The organism is Collinsella sp. AM24-1 (assembly GCF_003470325.1).
GTDB lineage: Bacteria > Actinomycetota > Coriobacteriia > Coriobacteriales > Coriobacteriaceae > Collinsella.
On record NZ_QRHM01000003.1, the window covers coordinates 99,319 to 117,039 of the forward strand.

Annotated in this window: 14 protein-coding genes and 1 tRNA gene; 4 read left to right on the top strand and 11 right to left on the bottom strand. The window is 61.8% G+C overall.

Annotated features, from left to right (window positions below):
- Positions 1-9: 9 nt before the first annotated feature.
- The 11 genes from DW661_RS02050 to DW661_RS02100 all read right to left on the bottom strand — a co-directional run bounded on the left by DW661_RS02050 (position 10) and on the right by DW661_RS02100 (position 13,122).
- Complete coding sequence (locus DW661_RS02050) at positions 10-939, bottom strand: YcjF family protein (RefSeq protein ID WP_006236071.1); 930 nt, start codon at positions 937-939, stop codon at positions 10-12.
- Between the two features lie 18 nt (positions 940-957).
- Positions 958-2,184, bottom strand: coding sequence for an FtsW/RodA/SpoVE family cell cycle protein (locus tag DW661_RS02055; protein ID WP_055249988.1), 1,227 nt, complete (start codon positions 2,182-2,184; stop codon positions 958-960).
- 9 nt (positions 2,185-2,193) lie between these two features.
- Entirely contained in the window at positions 2,194-4,263 is a 2,070-nt protein-coding gene (gene mrdA, locus DW661_RS02060; protein ID WP_118934357.1) for a penicillin-binding protein 2, read from the bottom strand.
- Between the two features lie 13 nt (positions 4,264-4,276).
- On the bottom strand, positions 4,277-4,843 hold the full coding sequence (locus tag DW661_RS02065; protein ID WP_117635284.1) for a hypothetical protein: 567 nt from the start codon (positions 4,841-4,843) through the stop codon (positions 4,277-4,279).
- Positions 4,844-4,854: 11 nt separating this feature from the next.
- Positions 4,855-5,796 carry a rod shape-determining protein MreC gene (gene mreC, locus DW661_RS02070; RefSeq protein ID WP_117635285.1) on the bottom strand — a complete coding sequence of 314 codons (942 nt, stop codon included), beginning with the start codon at positions 5,794-5,796 and terminating at the stop codon, positions 4,855-4,857.
- 78 nt (positions 5,797-5,874) lie between these two features.
- Complete coding sequence (locus DW661_RS02075) at positions 5,875-6,906, bottom strand: rod shape-determining protein (protein ID WP_006236061.1); 1,032 nt, start codon at positions 6,904-6,906, stop codon at positions 5,875-5,877.
- Between the two features lie 127 nt (positions 6,907-7,033).
- Positions 7,034-8,338: a tetratricopeptide repeat protein gene (locus DW661_RS02080; protein WP_233502548.1), complete on the bottom strand. Its 1,305-nt coding sequence runs from the start codon at positions 8,336-8,338 to the stop codon at positions 7,034-7,036.
- Positions 8,339-8,349: 11 nt separating this feature from the next.
- Positions 8,350-8,892 (bottom strand): peptidylprolyl isomerase, encoded by a 543-nt coding sequence (locus tag DW661_RS02085; protein WP_055249980.1) that lies wholly within the window; start codon positions 8,890-8,892, stop codon positions 8,350-8,352.
- Between the two features lie 107 nt (positions 8,893-8,999).
- Entirely contained in the window at positions 9,000-10,142 is a 1,143-nt protein-coding gene (locus tag DW661_RS02090; RefSeq protein ID WP_158564348.1) for a zinc ribbon domain-containing protein, read from the bottom strand.
- Positions 10,143-10,245: 103 nt separating this feature from the next.
- Positions 10,246-12,969: an HAD-IC family P-type ATPase gene (locus DW661_RS02095; RefSeq protein ID WP_118934359.1), complete on the bottom strand. Its 2,724-nt coding sequence runs from the start codon at positions 12,967-12,969 to the stop codon at positions 10,246-10,248.
- Between the two features lie 76 nt (positions 12,970-13,045).
- Positions 13,046-13,122, bottom strand: a tRNA-Arg gene (locus DW661_RS02100).
- Positions 13,123-13,324: 202 nt separating this feature from the next.
- Between DW661_RS02100 and aroF the strand changes: the two genes are divergently transcribed.
- From aroF to aroA, 4 genes are read left to right on the top strand one after another with little or no spacing between them, the layout of a single operon-like run.
- Positions 13,325-14,347 (top strand): 3-deoxy-7-phosphoheptulonate synthase, encoded by a 1,023-nt coding sequence (aroF, locus tag DW661_RS02105; protein WP_117786071.1) that lies wholly within the window; start codon positions 13,325-13,327, stop codon positions 14,345-14,347.
- Positions 14,348-14,350: 3 nt separating this feature from the next.
- A complete protein-coding gene (locus tag DW661_RS02110) occupies positions 14,351-15,265 on the top strand; it encodes a prephenate dehydrogenase/arogenate dehydrogenase family protein (RefSeq protein ID WP_118934361.1) in 915 nt (304 codons plus the stop codon).
- Between the two features lie 36 nt (positions 15,266-15,301).
- Positions 15,302-16,408: a 3-dehydroquinate synthase gene (gene aroB / locus DW661_RS02115; RefSeq protein ID WP_118934363.1), complete on the top strand. Its 1,107-nt coding sequence runs from the start codon at positions 15,302-15,304 to the stop codon at positions 16,406-16,408.
- A complete protein-coding gene (gene aroA / locus DW661_RS02120) occupies positions 16,402-17,721 on the top strand; it encodes a 3-phosphoshikimate 1-carboxyvinyltransferase (RefSeq protein WP_118934365.1) in 1,320 nt (439 codons plus the stop codon). The genes aroB and aroA overlap by 7 nt, the downstream gene beginning before the upstream one ends.

A 17,721-nucleotide genomic window follows, 5' to 3' on the forward strand; every position in this document is an offset into this window, starting at 1 on the left:
AGAAAACCCCTAAGCAGCGAGATCGGATGCGTCTTGGTAGGACGCCATAGGACGGGTAGCGCCCGCGACCGTGGTCACCAGATCGCGAACGCGGGAGAACGTGGCAGTGACCACCTCGTTGGCACGGCTGTAGTCGACATCGCGCTCGTAGAGCGAAACAAGCGCACGGCCCATGCCATAGGTGCCCGCGGCAGCAGTGAGCGCCTTAACGGCAAACCCAATATGCGGCGTCTGCTTGACGAGCGCGCGGGTGACCGCGCGGATCACAAGACCGCCGGCAAGCACGCCCGCGACCTCGTAGCCGCGCTCAGGCTTAATGCCGCGTCCAAAGACGGCAGCGAGCTCAAAGAGCATGCCCACCTGCGCCAGCGCCATAACGGGATAATCGGCGCCCGGCAAAAACACCAGCGCACCGGTCGCCATATTGGTGAGCGCGCACGAGGTGATGATACGATTAGCTGCCGCGATGCGCATAAAGGCAAAGTTCGCCGCAAAAGCCGTCTCCTTGTCCGTACGATCGAGAATCCAGCGGGCAAGCGTCTCGAGCAGATACGTCTTATCGGTTGCCGCCACCACGCCGAGCATGGGCGTGGACTCCTCGATAAACGGCACCTCCACAGCAGACTCGGCAAGCACGCACACGGGCGCGCCGGCGATCACGAGCTCCTGCACGGCACTCTCCAGGCGGTCGGAACCACACGAGAGCACCAGTACCACATCGGTATCGGTCTTTGGAGCAATTCGCTCCTCCCCCAGACGCTCGACGCGCACAATGCCCGAGGTCGTCTGCGGCACAAAGGCGTCACGCACCGTCTCAGCAAGAAAGCGCGAGGCGGACGAATCCAGATAGACCGAGACGCGCACCGGCGTATCGGAATCCTTCTTAACGGACGCGCCCATCTTAAAAGCGCGGGTCAGCTTATCTACGGGAATTTTCATAGCAAACCCCTCCAGCGGTTACGCGGCGCCCGAACGATGCCGCCATATGGATTGTACGATACCCACCGTCAGCAGCTGAATCATCATCGAAGACGAACCGAAGCTAATAAACGGTAGCGGAATACCGGTAATCGGCATCATGCCGATGCACATGCCGATGTTTTCGAAGGTCTGGAACGCCCACATGCCAACGATGCCCACACACGATAGGCGCAAGAACAGCGACTCACACTTAAAGGCGACGCGAATCGTCGAAAAGATCAGCAGCACGTAGAGGCATAGGAGCAAAAAGGAACCGCAAAAGCCAAAGGTCTCGGACAGGAAGGCGAAGACGAAGTCGGTGTGGAACTCAGGCAGAAAGCCGCCGGCCGACTGCGTCGCATGGCCCAAACCCTTACCAAAGAAGCCGCCCGAGCCAACGGCGATAAGCGACTGCTGCAGGTTGTAGGCATCGTCCGAATCGGCATTATCGGGGTCGATAAAGACCGTCAGACGGTTCATCTGATACTGCTTGATGAGCACATCGTGGCCGAGCAACGAATCAAAGACCGAATCGAGCGCCAGGACGAGGGCCACCAGGCCCACGAGCAGGGCCAGGGTCGACAGCACCCATTCGCGGCGTGCACCGCTCATGCAGATGACGATGGCGCCCGAGACCAGCACGACCAGGCCCGAGCCCAAGTCGCCCATGGCGACGACGGCCAAAAACGGAATGGACAGCATGCCGCAGAGCTTGACGTAGTCGCGAACGGTATCGATGCGACCGTTATACTGCGAGCCAAGCGTGGCGATAAAGAAGATGGTGATGAGCTTGGCAAGCTCAACCGGCTGGAATGTCAAGCCGATACCGGGAATCTTGATCCAGCCCGTCATGCCCAGACCGCCCGTATAGGACAGGCCCGGAATCTTGGGCGAGAAGATCACAATAAGGTCAATGACGAGCAGCGCCGTCGAGAAGTTAGAGATGCCGCGCAGATCGGTACGCCAGACGAGCACCGCAAGCACCGCGCCAATGCCAATGCCCAGCAGGTGGCGCGAGAATGAGGCGTCGGCCTTAAACTGTGACGCCGACCAAATAATGATGGCGCCATAGGCAACGAGCGCGACGGTAGCCAGCAGCACACCGATATGCACCTTTTGGCGAAACGTACCGCGCGAGGCCGAAAGTTGCTTGTTGACGCGGTCCAGGCTGCTGCGAGAGCCGGTCTTGGTTGAACGGAACAGATCCGCCGGAGAAAAATCCATCGCAACCTCCTATCGAACCGAAGAATCGCCCGAGGCCGAAGAGGTATCGGGCTCGTCATAAATCGCGCCGAGCACGTCGCGCACGACATGCATCGCGGTATCTGAGCCACCGCCGCCCTGCTCCAGGACAGTAGCGATGACATACTTGGGATCATCGGCCGGCGCATAGGCGCAGAACCACGCGTATTCGTCCTCGCCGCTTTTCTCGCCCGTGCCCGACTTGCCGTATACCTGCGGCGTCAGGGTGCCAAAGTGAGCCGCCAGGGACGTCGATGCCGTGTAAATCACGTCGTGTATGCCGTTGCGAACAAGAGCCAAATCCGAATCGCTGTTGATCTTGGCCTCCAGGCGCTTCTTCTTGCCTTTGCCGTTGTACTTATAGGCATCGCCGTCGCCATCGCGCGACACGGCAGACAAAAACACGTGAGGCACGTACTGCTTACCGCCGTTGGCAAGGCCCATGTAGGCGCATGCCATCTGCAGAGGCGTCACCAAAATGTCGCCCTGGCCGATGGCAATGTTGGTCATATCGCCGGCATTCCACTTGCGGTCCTCGGCAGAGGCGTCGGTAAAGTACGACTCTTTCCACTCGGCATCGGGAATACGGCCCGCGCCCTCACTCGGCAAATCGATACCGCAGGTCTTGCCTAGGCCCCAGCGACGAAAGACCTCCTGCAGGCCCTCGGAATGTTGCTCGTCATAAAAGAACGCCTTGCCCATATCGTAGAAGACGGGGTCGCACGAGTTGGCAATACCCGACTGCAGCGTCATGGTGCCGTGTCCAGACGTCAGCCAGCAGCGCTTGCCCCAAGCCTTGCCCAAGCCCGTCCAATAGCCCGTGCAGTTGGTTGTCTGCGTTGAAGTGTAGGTTCCAAACTCAAGACCGGCCAGTGCCGAGAGCGGCTTGATGGTCGAGGCCGACATGTACTGTCCGCTAATGGCGCGGTTGAGCAGCGGGTGCGAACCCTTGTCATCATTGAGCTCGGTCCACACGTCATTTGAGACGCCGCCGATAAAGACGGACGGATCGAACTTGGGCTCGCTCGCCATGCCCAGGATCTCACCATTGTTGGGATCGAGGCACACCACAGCGCCGTTGCCGGCATTGCTGTAGCCGGTGGTCTTGGCAAGCTCGATGGCGCTCGCCAGCGCCGTCTCACAGGCCTGTTGGATCTTAAGGTCGAGCGTGAGCTTAATGTCGGAGCCGGCCTTGGCGGGCACGGCGCCGGCCTGACCGGTCACATTGCCCGAGGCATCGACCTTGACGGTCTGCTCGCCACGAATACCCTGCAGCAGGTTTTCGTAGTAGCTCTCAACACCCGCCTGGCCCACGATATCGCCCGACTGGTACGTAATCTTGCCAGCAGAAGCATCATCATCGCCAGAGGTTTTCTTATTCTGGGCCTCGAGCTGCTCGGAGGTAATGGTGCCGGTATAGCCCAAAATGTGACAGGCCGTCTCGCCGTACGGGTACTGGCGCTCGGTACGCTCGGCAATCTTGACGCCCGGGAACTCGCCTGCGTGCTCCTTGATATAGGCAACCGTGGAACGACGGACGTCCGTCGCGATGGTATGCAGGCTCTGGGCGCCCTCGGAATTGTCCTGAATATTGCGCAGAACCGCCACGTAGGGCATACCGAGCACGTTGGCAAGATGGCGAACCAGAACCTCATCCTCGGCAAGGTCGCGGTAAGCCACGACAGCAAGTGAGGGACGGTTCTGGACAAGTGCCACGCCATTGCGGTCGAGAATGCGGCCGCGCACAGCGGGTGTGGTAACGGTGCGCGTCTGATTGCTATTAGCCTGCTTTTCGTAATAGTCCGACGAGACCATCTGCATGCCCCACAGCTTGACGGCAAGCGCCGCGAACATCGCGCCCACACCCGTGGTGAGGATGGAGAAGCGGCCCTTAAAGGCGGTCGCCGCGGTATTGCCCTCGCCCTCGGTGGCGCGCGGGGCCGTTCCATGCTGCGTATCGTAGGTAAAACGGGAATCGCCGCGACGCATGATGACCAGCGCGACCACGATGGCCACAACCAGCACGATACCGGCGATAATAACCGTCATCTGGGAAGACATCTACGAGCCTCCCCTATTTGAGCTTACGGGTCTTGGGCTTAAAGCGCATGCCCGTCTGGCGTCCGCCACGTGCGGAGAATCCATAACCGGACTGCGGCACGACGCCGGACATCAAAAACGGAATGGCAACCAAACCCGTCAGGATCGAAGACGGCAGCGCATGGCCGAAGATCGCCACGACAAAGCTCGTCTCCAAACCCATAAACAGCAAGATGATGCTGTAGATCACATTAATGACGAGCGCGAAGGCACCCACCGTGATGCCGCGCGCACTCGGGGTACCGCCCGTCTGACCGGCGGCGCTATGCACCAGGGCAAAAGAACCCACGGTCAGCAGGAGCGACATAACGCCCACCGGCACGGCAGCGGAAAGGTCATAGAACAAGCCGCTGCAAAAACCGCACACGACGGCACGGGTCGGGTCGCCCGAGAACACGCTTATGCACACCAGGATAATCATAAAGTTGACGCGACCGCCCGCAATGGAGATCTGCGGTGCCAGGCCTGCCTGCAGCAGCACGCACACGATGGCGGCGATTACAAACGTACGGGAGCTCATCCCCTGCTCGTGTAGATCCATGGACATGCCCCCTACTCGCTCGAGCCGGAATCGGTCGTCTCGGACGTGTCGGAACCGTCATCCGAGCTCTCGTCCTTCGTCTTGGTCGCAGCATCGCGCGACGTTCCCTGCGGCGTGCTATTAGCGGTGCTCACGTCCTCATCCGAGGCCGACTGTTCGTCGGTCAGCGAGGTGATGACCAGCACTTCCTCGTTGTTCTCGGCCGTCGTCTGGGCGCGCACCACAATGGTGTAGTACACGTCGTTTGCGGATTTTTCAACCGACGAGACGGTGCCGAGCGGTAGACCCTTGGGGAACACACCGCCAATGCCCGAGGTCACGATGATGTCGCCAACCTTAACATCGGAGTCGACGCTCACGTACTCAAGACGCAGCGTGCCGTCAGCCTGACCCTGCAGCATACCCTGGGCGCGCGTGTCCTGCACCATGGCGGATACGCCGGAGTTCTCGTCGCCAATCAGGCGCACGGTAGAGGTCTTGGCCGATACCTCGATAATCTGGCCGATAACACCGGCAGAACTCGTCACGGGCATGTTGATGGTAAGCCCGTCGGCAGAGCCCTTGTCGATGGTAACGGTCGAGGTCCAGGCATCGCCGGAGGCACCAACGATACGAGCAGCGGTCGATTTGAGGTTATAGGTCGACTGCAGGCCGACCAGCCCCTCCAGACGCTCGGCGGTCTTTTGAGCCTCGGAGAGCTCAGCAACCTTAGAGGTCAGTTCCTCGTTTTGCTTCTTAAGCTCGTCAAGCGTGTCCTGCGACGCCGTAAGGTTAGAGAACACGTTACCGATCGCATTGAAGGGAGCCGCCACAGCCGAGCCCACAAAGCGCACCGGCGAGGTAATCGTCGTCACGCCCGAGCGCACGGCATGAATCGGTCCTGCCTCGCCCTCGCGGATGTAAAACGTGAGCAGCAACACCGAAATCAGGCTGAAAACAATCAACGGGCGCATACCCGTTGATTGTCGCTTGGTATTCAGATTTGTGGAGAAACCCGAAGATCGTGCCAAATGGAATCCACCTTTTGGAAATTAAGCATTGGTCTGGACGAAGCCGCCATCAAACGCATTGGCCTCGAGCACGCGGGCACAGCCGTTAACGACGTTATCGAGCGCCGTGGGGCTGACGTTGACCGAAACACCGGTCTCATCGCGCAGGCGCACGTCGAGACCGCGCAGCAGCGCGCCGCCACCGGTCAGCAAAATGCCGTAGTACATAAGGTCCGAGGCAAGATCGGGAGGCGTAGCGTCGAGTGCGTCCTTGACGGCCTTGGCCATCTCGTCGAGCGGCTTGTTGAGCGCGCGACGAATCTCCTCGCTCTCGATGCGCACGGTCTTGGGCAGACCGGTGATCACGTCGCGGCCGTTGACCTCGACGTCGAGCTCGTCCTTGAGCGGCACGGCGGAACCGACCTTGATCTTGATGTCCTCTGCCGTACGCTCGCCGATGGCCAGGTTGTAGGCATCACGAACGTGCGTGAGGATGGCCTGATCGAACTCGTCGCCGGCAATACGAATGGACTGCGAGACGACGATGCCGCCCATAGCGATAACGGCGACCTCGGTGGTACCGCCGCCGATGTCGATGACCATGGAGCCGGTGGGTTCCTCGACGGGCAGGTCGGCGCCGATAGCGGCTGCCATAGGCTCTTCAATCAGATAGGCCTGGCGGGCACCGGCCTGGATCGTGGCCTCAAAGACAGCGCGCTTCTCAACCGACGTGACACCGGAGGGAACGCAGACGACAACACGCGGACGCGGAGTCCACGGATAGCGCTTCTCGGACGCCTTATCGATAAAGTAGCGAAGCATGGCCTCGGTAACATCGAAGTCGGCGATGACGCCGTCCTTCAGGGGACGAACAGCCACGATGTTGCCGGGCGTACGGCCGAGCATGCGCTTTGCCTCGATACCGACCGCCAAGATGCGCTCGTCGTTCTTGTCGATGGCGACAACAGAGGGCTCACGAATGACGATGCCCTTGCCGCGCACGGAGACAAGCGTATTTGCGGTGCCGAGGTCGATGGCAAGATCGCCCGCATAGCTACCGAAGAACATATCCATCAAAGAAAACAACGCAACTCCTGATGTGTTGGATGATTGCTGGAAAACTACTAGCCCATCATACTAGCGCAAGCCCGGCACCTCACTTGCGGTGAAGCGCCGGGCAAAGCTAAATCCCATAAGGTCACTACTGGTTGTCAGCAGCCGAGAAATCCATATCGAGCGAAGAAACGGCCCAGCCGATATGGTTGTCGGAGCGCACGAATTTGACGGTGTACTCCTGCTCGCCGCCCTTGGACAGCGATGCCTTCACCTTGGCGGTCGTCTCGGTCATGGACTGATCCATGCCCTCGACGGACACGGTGGCACCCTGCGGAATCGAGGAGATGATCATCGACTTAGCGTCCTCGGACAGGCTCGAGGCCAGGCAAGACTCGGCCTTTGCGGCGTCACCGTCGCCGGCAGCCTGGAACAGATCGGTAACGACAGACTCCTGAGACGGGAAGCCAAAGCCGCGCGTGTAGGCAAAGCCCAGACCGCCCGCGGCGATCAAAATAAGCAGAAGCAGCACGATAAAGACTTTGAGACCCGTGTGGCGATGGCGACGACGGACCTTGGCCTGCTTACGATCCTGACGATCCTGCTGGACCATCTCGGACTCGGACAGCGTAAAGAAGCCGGTGTCCGAGGGATCAGGCATAAACTGACCGGTCGCGCCCGTAGGATCGAGCGGATCGACGGCAGGAGCGTCCATCGCGGGCGCCGGAGCCGTGGCCATAGCCGTCTGGGCAGACAGCGCGGCAAGCGAATCCTGCACGCGGGCAAGCTCATCGGCCTGCTCGGAGGTGAGCTGGTAGATGCCATCGGCAGTAGCGGCATTAAAGGCGTCGAGTGCGTCGGAGGGACGGCCGGCGGCAGAAAGCGCCTGACCCATGCCGGCGTTGAGCGCACGCGTGTCGTCGCGGGGGCCGGCAAAGTCGATAGCCGTGCGGTAAGTCTCCACGGCATCCGCCGGACGGCCGAGCTTAATGAAGCAACGACCGAGCTCGCCGAGTGCGGCGGCAGGAGCCGGATTGGCGCCGTCGATGGCAGCCTGACGGAAGGCGGTTCCCGCGTTGGCATAGTCGCCCGACTGGAACAGCGCATTGCCCAGGCCCAGATAGGCCTTGAACGGCGTGGCATAGGAAGCATCCTGCGTAGCGGCAGAGAAAGCCTGGGCGGCCGTCGTGTAGTCGCCCACGGCGGCGAGCGCCTTGCCGCGGTTGGTGAGCAGCGCGCCGCGCTTGCCGTAGGTGCCGTCGTTGAGGGCGGCGGCATAGGCCTCGGCAGCCTCGGCATACATGCCCAGGTGCATCAAGGCGTTGCCACGAAGGTGATCGGCCTCGCCCATAATCTCATCGGGAGTCTTTGCCGCCCCAAGCATCTGGGCTGCAGCAGAAAAATCACCCGCGCGGTAAGCGGCGCGGCCCTGTTGGATCAGCTGGCTATTCAAGAAAGTCCCCTTTACTCGTGAACAATCTCGACATGGACGATCTCGTCGCCGGCACGCAGCTGCGAAATCACATCGAGACCCTCGACCGTGGTACCAAAGACGGTGTAACCAGAATCGAGGTTATGCTGGGCACCCAGGCAGAAGTAGAACTGCGAACCCGCGGAATCGGGATCCATGGAGCGTGCCATGGCAAGGGCGCCATCGACATGGCTGTTGCGCGGATTGGTGGCAAACTCGCCCTTGATGCAGTAGCCGGGGCCACCGGTACCGGGCATGCCGTCGGGGCCCTCAAGACCGGCAGCGACGTCGGCGCCGGACATGTCGCGGGTATTGGGGTCGCCGCCCTGGATAACAAAACCGGGCACATAGCGATGGAACTTAAGGCCATCATAGAAGCCCATCGTGGAAAGCTCGCAGAAGTTCGCGACATGAATGGGAGCGCCCTCGCCGTCAAACTTGACCTTGATGGTACCCTTCGACGTCTCGATTACGGCGCACTCGTCACCGACAAGCTGATACTCGGGCGTGTAGAGCTCTTTCTTAAAACCAAACATGTGGTTCCTTCCTCGTGCGTTTAAAGCATATTTGTACGAATTGTAGCAATAAGCACGGGCTTACATCAATTGCGCACGTAGGTTATGCCGACTATGGCGAACTAATTTTAGGAACGCTGCTGCGGCTTCCAGGAACCCACATTGGCGTCGTACTGGTTCAGCGCGCTGTTGCCACCCTGCGCGATGGGCGCCAGGATCTCGCTTTGGTGGGAACTCATCGACTCGCCATCGGGAATGGCCAGCGAGATATCCCAGCTCTGGCAGATCACGTCAACGCGCTCATACATCCACTCGGCAAGCTGCTTTAAGTGGGCGATGTCATCCGCATAGACCGTATCGTCCTGGTACTTAAGGTTGTTAAGCTCATCTTGCGTCTTTTTGATCTGGTCGCGCAGGGCGTAGGCACTCTGCGACAGCTCCTGACGGGTGGACAGCGGCGTTCGGAGATAGCCGTTGTTAAAGGAATCGATGACCTCGCCGATCTGGTCCTCGTCAGCGTAGGACACGATGGTCTGATACAGACCGTCGAGCCTGGTATAGAGCTGATCATCGGTGAGCACGGTTTCTTCCTGGACCACCTCCGCAGAATCGTCTTGCTTGGTATCGTCCTCAGTGGCCTCGCCCTTTTGGCGCGTGGGGAAGGTGGTCTGTGCAGCTTGGCCAAACTGGTCGTAGAAGCCGGGCATAACACCCATGGGATCGGTCGTCACGAACCAATAGGCACCGCCGCAAACGACGGCAAGGACCGCGATTACGATAAGCGGCTTGGGAATATGACGCTTGTGCTTGTGATAGGCGTCCTCGTCGGGGTGCACCTTGCGCTTGGGTTTTTGAGCATCGTCATGCAGGGAAACGGGCATGGGAATATCGACCTTGGGGATACCGAAATCCTTATCGAAAGCTGGCAGCACGCAGGTCTCATTGGGGTCGGCGGCGTCCGAAAGCACCGCAGCGGCAGAGGCCGGCGCATGCGGCACCTCGGTATCGATCTGCTCTTGCGTTAGGCGCGGAAAGCCCGCCGTGCGGCCCGCTGCCAGGTCGGATGCGGCCGCGTCCTCGGAGAGGATACCCGGAGCGGGGCGTCCGCATTTGGGGCACGTGCGATCATGCGGAGAAAGACGGGCACCGCAGCCCTCACAGAACACGAACTCGGTGTGCTCCGGACCATCGCCCGGACCCACATAGGCGTTGCAGTAGGGGCAGAACGAGGCGCCGTCCTCGATAGTCTTAAGGCAATGCGGGCAGATCACGGCATCCTCTTTTCGAAGCAATTCAAACAATCGATGTTAGAGCATAACATCGCCACGGCCCCACAGGAGCAAGGCACCAATTCAACATCGCCAGGGCGCGTAGTTATTTCTTCTTTTTGCTTGGCATCGAGACTTTGATGCCTTGGGCGGACTTGGTCACGCGGGAGCGCTTGACTCCGGTACTCTTCTTTTTCTTGGGCTGGGCCTGGACCACGCCCTCGAGTGCGCGGGCCTCGGCCTCACGAACGGTGCGAGCTTCGCGGCGCTGCGCCATGTCGGCGGCGACGCGCTTGGCAAAACGCTCGGCCGTCGAACCCGTCGAGCTCACCTTGCCGCCACCGCGACCCAAGCGGACGCGCACACCGCGGCCAAAACCAGTTGCGGCATGACGACGACGCGGCTTGAGCGAATCCATCATCGTGGCGAGCTTAAAGAACACCGAGCAGGTGATGACCACGATGACAGCCAAGATAACCATCTGGCCCATCAACAGGTTGGCAATAGACAGCAGCTTCGGGAATCCGATAACGCCCGTCAGGATGCCGGCAACTACAAACACAAAGAGCGCCACACGTAAGGGCGTGAGGGGCTGCGAGATACGCCAGATCAGGCTGACACTCGCCGCGCACGACGTAAGTAGGCACATCGTAGACAGCGTGAGCTGGTTAAAGCCGAACACGCGCGCCACAAAGATATCGAGCGCCGCGGCCAAAATGACCGCAAGCGACGCCGGCAGTGCCCGCTTGAGCACGTTCGTCAGGAACGACCCCTTCACGCGAGCATTGTTGGGCTCCAGGCCCAACACAAAGCCCGGCGCGCCGATGCAGAAGAAGTTGATGAGCGTCATCTGAATCGGCTCGAAAGGGTACGGCGGCAGTGCGATGCACAGCGCCGCCAGGCCCATCGAGAACAGCGTCTTGGTCAAGAACAGCGAAGCCGAACGCTGCAGGTTGTTGATGGAGCGACGGCCCTCGGCCACCACGGCGGGCATCGAGGCAAAGTCGTTGTCGACGAGCACGATCTCGGCCACGTTGCGCGCGGCATCGGAGCCGGCCGCCATGGCGACGGAGCAGTCGGCCTCCTTGAGCGCCAGCACGTCGTTGACGCCGTCGCCCGTCATGGCCACGGTGTGCTCGCGGCGCTTGAGTGCCTGCACGAGCTCGCGCTTCTGCTGCGGGGTCACACGACCAAAAACATGGTAGCGGTCCACTGCGGCATCGAGCTTGGCCGGCGTATCGAGCGTCGTGGCGTCCACATAAGCGTCCGCCCCCGGCACGCCCACCACGCGCGCGATCGACGACACCGTACGCGGGTCGTCGCCACTGATCACGTTAAGGGTCACGCCCTGCTCGTTAAAGTAGCCGATGGTCTCGGCCGCCGAGGTACGAATCTCGTCGCGGATGGTCACAAAGCCCACGGGCTCGGCCTCGCCCACCATATCGCCATCGGGCGTAAAGCCGTCCACGCGCGCCACCACGAGCACGCGGCAGGTATCGGCAAGCTCGGCGACACGGTTCTCGACCTGGGCAAACGCACGATCAGAGAGCACAAACTGCGCCGCACCCATCACATAGGAGCCCTGCGCAAACGAGGCACCACTCCACTTTTTGGAGGACGAGAACGGAATGACCGACAGCGGCTCAGACACCTCGACCGGGCGATCGGCGTAATAGTTGAGCAGCGCCTGGCAGGTCTCGTTGGCATCCGCAGAGGTCGCGCGGGCAACATTGGCAAGCGCAAAGTCGAGCACCGTGGTATCGACGGGGACAGACGCCTCGCTCTCCCCCGCGTTCAAGCCAACGCCCTCAACCGGCAGCGGATACGTGCCCTCGACCTCCATGCGGCCCGACGTGATGGTACCCGTCTTGTCCAGGCACAGCACGTCGACGCGGGCGAGCGTCTCGATGCAGTAGAGCTGCTGTGCCAGCACCTTGCGGCGGGCCAGGCGCACCGTGGCGATGGCGAGCACCGACGAGGTCAGCAGCACCAGGCCTTGCGGGATCATGCCCAGCAGGGCGCCCACCGTGGACAGTAGCGCCGACGAAGGTACATGACCAGCCAACAGCTCGGAAAAGCACCACGAAAGCGCGCTATCGCCTGGAGTTCCCGCGGCATCCCACAGCTCGCTCACACTCGAGGCAAACAACGCCAAACCGAGCGGGATCATGATGATGCTCGCAAAGCGCACGATGGCGTTAAGCGCGTTCATGATCTCGGAATTGACCTTTTTGACGTACTTCGCCTCGTTATTAATTTTGGCCACGTAGTTGTCGGCGCCGACATGGATCACGCGGGCGCGCAGCAAGCCCGAGTCGATAAAGCTGCCGCTCATGAGCTCGGAGCCGGGCTGCTTTTTGATGAGATCGCTCTCGCCCGTCAGCAGGCTCTCATTCACGAGCGCCTCGCCCGAAACCACCACGGCGTCAGCGGGAATCTGGTCGCCACGCCCCAGGCGGATGATGTCGTCGAGCACGATCTGATCCAGGTCGAGCTCAACCTCGGAGCCGTCGCGCACCGCGATGGCCTTCTTGGAGGTCAGCAGCGTGAGCTTATCGACCATCTTCTTGGAACGCATGGACTGAATGACGCCAATAGCGGTATTGAGGAACACCACGAACAGGAACGTCAGATTCTTAAACGAACCGGTCAAAATGACCAGGAACGCCAAGATCACGTTGATCAAATTGAACAGCGTGCAGAGGTTCTCGATGATGAGCTCTTTGACCGACTTGGTCTTGAGCTCCATGTTGCGGTTGATCTTACCGGCGGCGATGCGCTCCTCGATCTCGGCGGTCGAGAGTCCGCGCTCGATATCCGTTGCTGCCATACCACGTCCCATCACGTCGCGTCGGTATAAGAAAAACCGCCCGGACCATGCGAGGTTCGGACGGTCTCACGTTCGATGGTGCCCCATGTTGGATTCGAACCAACGGCCTTCTGCTCCGGAGGCAGACGCTCTAATCCCCTGAGCTAATAGGGCCAACGTTTGGCATTATACCCAAGTGCACCACGGGCTATCAAAAAAAGAAAAAGCTTTGCAATTCCGGGGAAGACGCGGCTCAACGGCCCACTTTAGAAGGCAAAAGCGAGTCAGATAGTATAAACTCTCATGCACCATATGTACACGGCTCGCGATGCGGGCCGTTTTTGCAAGGGCTATCCATCGAGGTGAGAGGCACACCATGATTGCAATTTTAAAAGAGAGCGCCAGCGACGAGGCCGTCAGCCATATCGTCAGCTGGATTGAGAAAAAGGGCCTGAAGACCGATGTCTCGCGCGGCGAGAATGAGACGATCATCGGCCTGGTGGGCGATACGACCAAGATCGACCCGTTCCTGCTCGAGTCCATGGATGTCGTCGAGCGCGTGCAGCGCGTCTCCGAGCCGTTCAAGCGCGCCAACCGCAAGTTCCACCCCGAGGACTCCGTCATCGACTGCGGCCACGGCGTCAAGATCGGCGGCGATCAGTTCCAGGTCATCGCCGGCCCGTGCTCCGTCGAGGGCGAGAACCTCATCCGCATCGCCCGCCGCGTGAAGGCCGCCGGTGCCACGATGCTGCGCGGCGGTGCCTACAAGCCCCGCACTTCCCCGTACGCCTACCAGGGCATGGGCCCCGCCGGTCTGGACCTGCTGTGCGAGGCGTCTGCCGAGCTCGACATGCCGATCGTCACCGAGATCATGGACCCGCGCGACGTGCAGGTCTTCCTGGACAAGAAAATCGACGTCATGCAGATCGGCGCCCGCAACGCCCAGAACTTCCCTCTGCTCAAAGAGGTCGGCAAGACCAAGACTCCGATCTTGCTTAAGCGCGGCATGTCCGGCACGATCGATGAGCTGCTCATGGCCGCCGAGTACATCATGAGCGAGGGCAACGACAACGTCATCCTGTGCGAGCGCGGCATCCGCACCTTCGAGACCCGTACTCGCAACACATTCGACCTCAACGCCGTGCCGGTGCTGCACCACCTGTCGCACCTGCCCGTCGTCGCCGACCCCAGCCACGCCACCGGCTACACCCGCTACGTTGAGCCCATGGCGCTTGCCGCGACCGCCTGCGGCGCCAACGGCCTGGAGATCGAGGTCCACGACGAGCCGAGCCGCGCCTGGTCCGACGGCGCCCAGGCCCTCACCCCCGATCAGTTCGACGACACCATGCGCCGCATCCGAGCCATCCGCGAGGTCGTCTGCCAAGAGACCATGGAGTAGCCCATGGGTACCGTGAGAAACGCGCGCGTTAACCAGGGCGGCCCCAAGTGCGCCGGCATCGTCGGCCTTGGCCTCATCGGCGGCAGCTTTGCCCGCGGCTATGCGCAGGCGGGCGTCCGCGTGCTGGCCTGGGATCCCGATGACGATGTCATGACGGCTGCCAGCATGGGCACCGTTGCCGGCGAGCTCAACGACGAGACGCTCGGCGAATGCGACATCATCGTCCTGGCTTGCTACCCCGAAGCCTGCATCGAGTGGCTCGAGGCGCACGCCCAGGCGCTCGCCGACGCCACCGATACCGAGGCCATCATGGGCCCCGTGGTAATTGACACGGTGGGCGTCAAGGGTATCGTGTGCGAGCGCGCCTTTGAGCTTGCCCGCGAGCACGGCTTTTACTTTGTGGGCGCGCACCCCATGGCGGGCACGCAGTACTCGGGCTATGCACACTCCCGCGCCGACCTGTTCCAGGGCGCCCCGCTGGTGCTCGTACCGCCCGCGGTGGACGATGCGCTCAAGCTGGAGCTTTTGGGCCAGGTGCGCGAGATGGTGCGCCCCTTGGGCTTTGGCAAGTTCAGCGTGACCAGCGCCGCCGAGCACGACCGTGTCATCGCCTTCACGAGCCAGCTTGCGCACGTGGTATCCAACGCCTACGTCAAAAGCCCCACTGCCCAGGTCCACCACGGCTTTTCGGCCGGTAGCTACCGCGATCTCACCCGCGTGGCGCACCTCAACCCGCAAATGTGGTCCGAGCTCATGATCGACGACGCCGATGCGCTCGCCTTCGAGATCGACCATCTGATTGAATCGCTCGGCGCCTACAGCCGCGCCCTTAAGGAACGCGACCAGCGCTATCTGGAGAATCTCCTTGCCGAGGGCGATCGCATCAAGCGCGCACTCGACGACGAGGCCTCCCACTAGACAACCCATCACGCCAGGTCGAAAGGACCGAAGCTTATGGCGATTACCATCGATATCGACACTGCACGCCCCTATCAGGTGCATGTTGGCACGTTTTTGCTGGAGCAGGCGGGGCCGCTCGTGCGCGCCACCGCCGGCGGCACCAAGGCCGTCATCGTGACGGACACCAACGTGGGCCCGCTCTACCAGATGCCCGTTAAGCAGAGCCTGGAGGCGTCAGGCTACGAGGTGAGCATCTGCACCTTCGAGGCCGGCGAGGCCCATAAGCGCGCCGAGACCTACGTTGCCATTTTGGAGTTTGTGGCCGAGCACGAGCTTTCGCGCTCCGACGTGATCGCGGCACTCGGCGGCGGCGTCGTGGGCGACGTGGCGGGCTTTGTGGCCGCCACCTACATGCGCGGCTGCAAGTTTGTGCAGGTCCCCACGAGCCTGCTCGCCATGGTTGATTCGTCGGTGGGCGGAAAGACGGCCATCGACCTCGCTGCCGGCAAGAACTTGGCCGGCGCCTTTTGGCAGCCGAGCGTGGTCATTGCCGACGTGGGGTGCCTGGCCACCCTCACGCCCGAGCAGTTCGCCGACGGCTGCGGCGAGGTCGTCAAGCACGCCGTAATCGCCGACCCGGAGCTTTTCGCCGAGCTGGAGAAGACCCCGCTCACGCTGGAGCTGCTCAACCGCGACGTGGCCCGCGTAGCGCTCATAATCGCCCGCAATATCGACATCAAGCGCGCCGTGGTCGTCGCCGACGAGCGCGAGACCAACCAGCGCAAGCTGCTTAACTTTGGACACAGCGCCGGGCACGCCGTCGAGGCCTGCGAGCACTTTGAGCTCGGACACGGCAACTGCGTTTCAATCGGCATGGGCATCATCACGCGCGCCGCGGCCCTGCACGGCGTCTGCGATGCTGCACTGCCCGGTCGTATTGAGGAACTCTGCGCCCGCCATGGCCTCACGACCCGCTGCGACCTAGATGCCGATACCGTCTTTGCCGAGGCGCTCCACGACAAGAAGCGCGCGGGCGACACCATCGATCTAGTGATTCCGCACGGCATTGGCCGCTGCAGCATCGACCGCACACCGCTTTCCACTTTCCACGAACTCATTGCCGAGGGCCTCGGCCAGAAGGGAGACGCATCCGCATGCTAGCCCGCATCACCCCGTCCCCACTCAAGGGCACCGTTCCCGCCATCGCGTCCAAGTCGATGGCGCATCGCCTCATCATCTGCGCCGCGCTCGCCAACGGCGAGACACACGTCACCTGCAACACCACCTGTGCCGACATCGAGGCTACGGTGCGCTGCCTTACGGCACTCGGTGCCCGCATCGAGACCGTCGAGGACGGCTTCCAGGTCCACCCCACCATGAAGAGTGTTGAGTTTGGCCTGCTCAAGGCCCTTGCCGGCGGCACGCTTGACTGCGGTGAAAGCGGCTCCACGCTCCGCTTTATGCTGCCTGTCGCCTGCGCGCTGGGTGCAGAAGCAACTTTTGTGGGTCAGGGGCGCTTGGGCGCCCGCCCGCTCTCCCCGCTCTCGGACGAGATCATCGCCGCCGGCTGCGACCTACAGGGTCTGGGCGGTTTTCCGCTCAAGACGAGCGGCCGCATGCGCCCGGGCACCTTTGTGCTTCCGGGCAACGTGAGCTCGCAGTACATCTCGGGCCTGCTGCTGGCAGCCCCGCTGCTGGCCCAGCCCTCCTGCGTGCAGGTGACCGGGCTCATCGAGAGCCGCCCCTACATCAACCTGACGATACAGGCCATGAAGGCCTTTGGCGTCGAGGTCAACGTCGAGCGCATTCCGGCCAAGGACGGCCAGCCCGAGGTCACGAACTTCCGCGTGAGCAGTGGCTCGTACCGCACGCCCGGCAGCGTGGCCGTCGAGGGCGACTGGTCCAACGCCGCCTTTTGGCTGTGCGCCGGCGCCATCGGTACCGACCCAATCACCGTCGAGGGCGTGTCGCTAAGCTCCGCACAGGGCGACCGTAACGTGCTTGCCGCGCTTTCGCGCTTTGGCGCCCGCATCGTGCGCTCCACCAACGCCGCCACCGTGCAGTCCGACAAGCTCGCCGGCTTTGAGATGAGTGCCCACGACATTCCGGACCTGGTGCCCGTCATCTCGGCCGTGGCCTCGCTGGCACAGGGCCGCACCTTTATCCGCGATTGTGCCCGTCTGCGCATCAAGGAATCCGACCGCTTGGTCACCACCACCCGCGAGCTCACCGCGCTGGGCGCGCAGGTGCGCATTGCCGGCGACGACCTCATCATCAAGGGCGTCGACGCCTTTACCGGCGGCGAGGTCGATTCGCACAACGACCATCGCATCGCCATGATGGCCGCTATCGCCGCGAGCCGCGCCACCGGCGAGGTCGTGATCCACGGTGCCGATGCCGTCAACAAGTCCTATCCCGATTTCTTCGACCACTACCGCCTGCTGGGCGGCAAGGTCACACTCGAGGAGGAATAG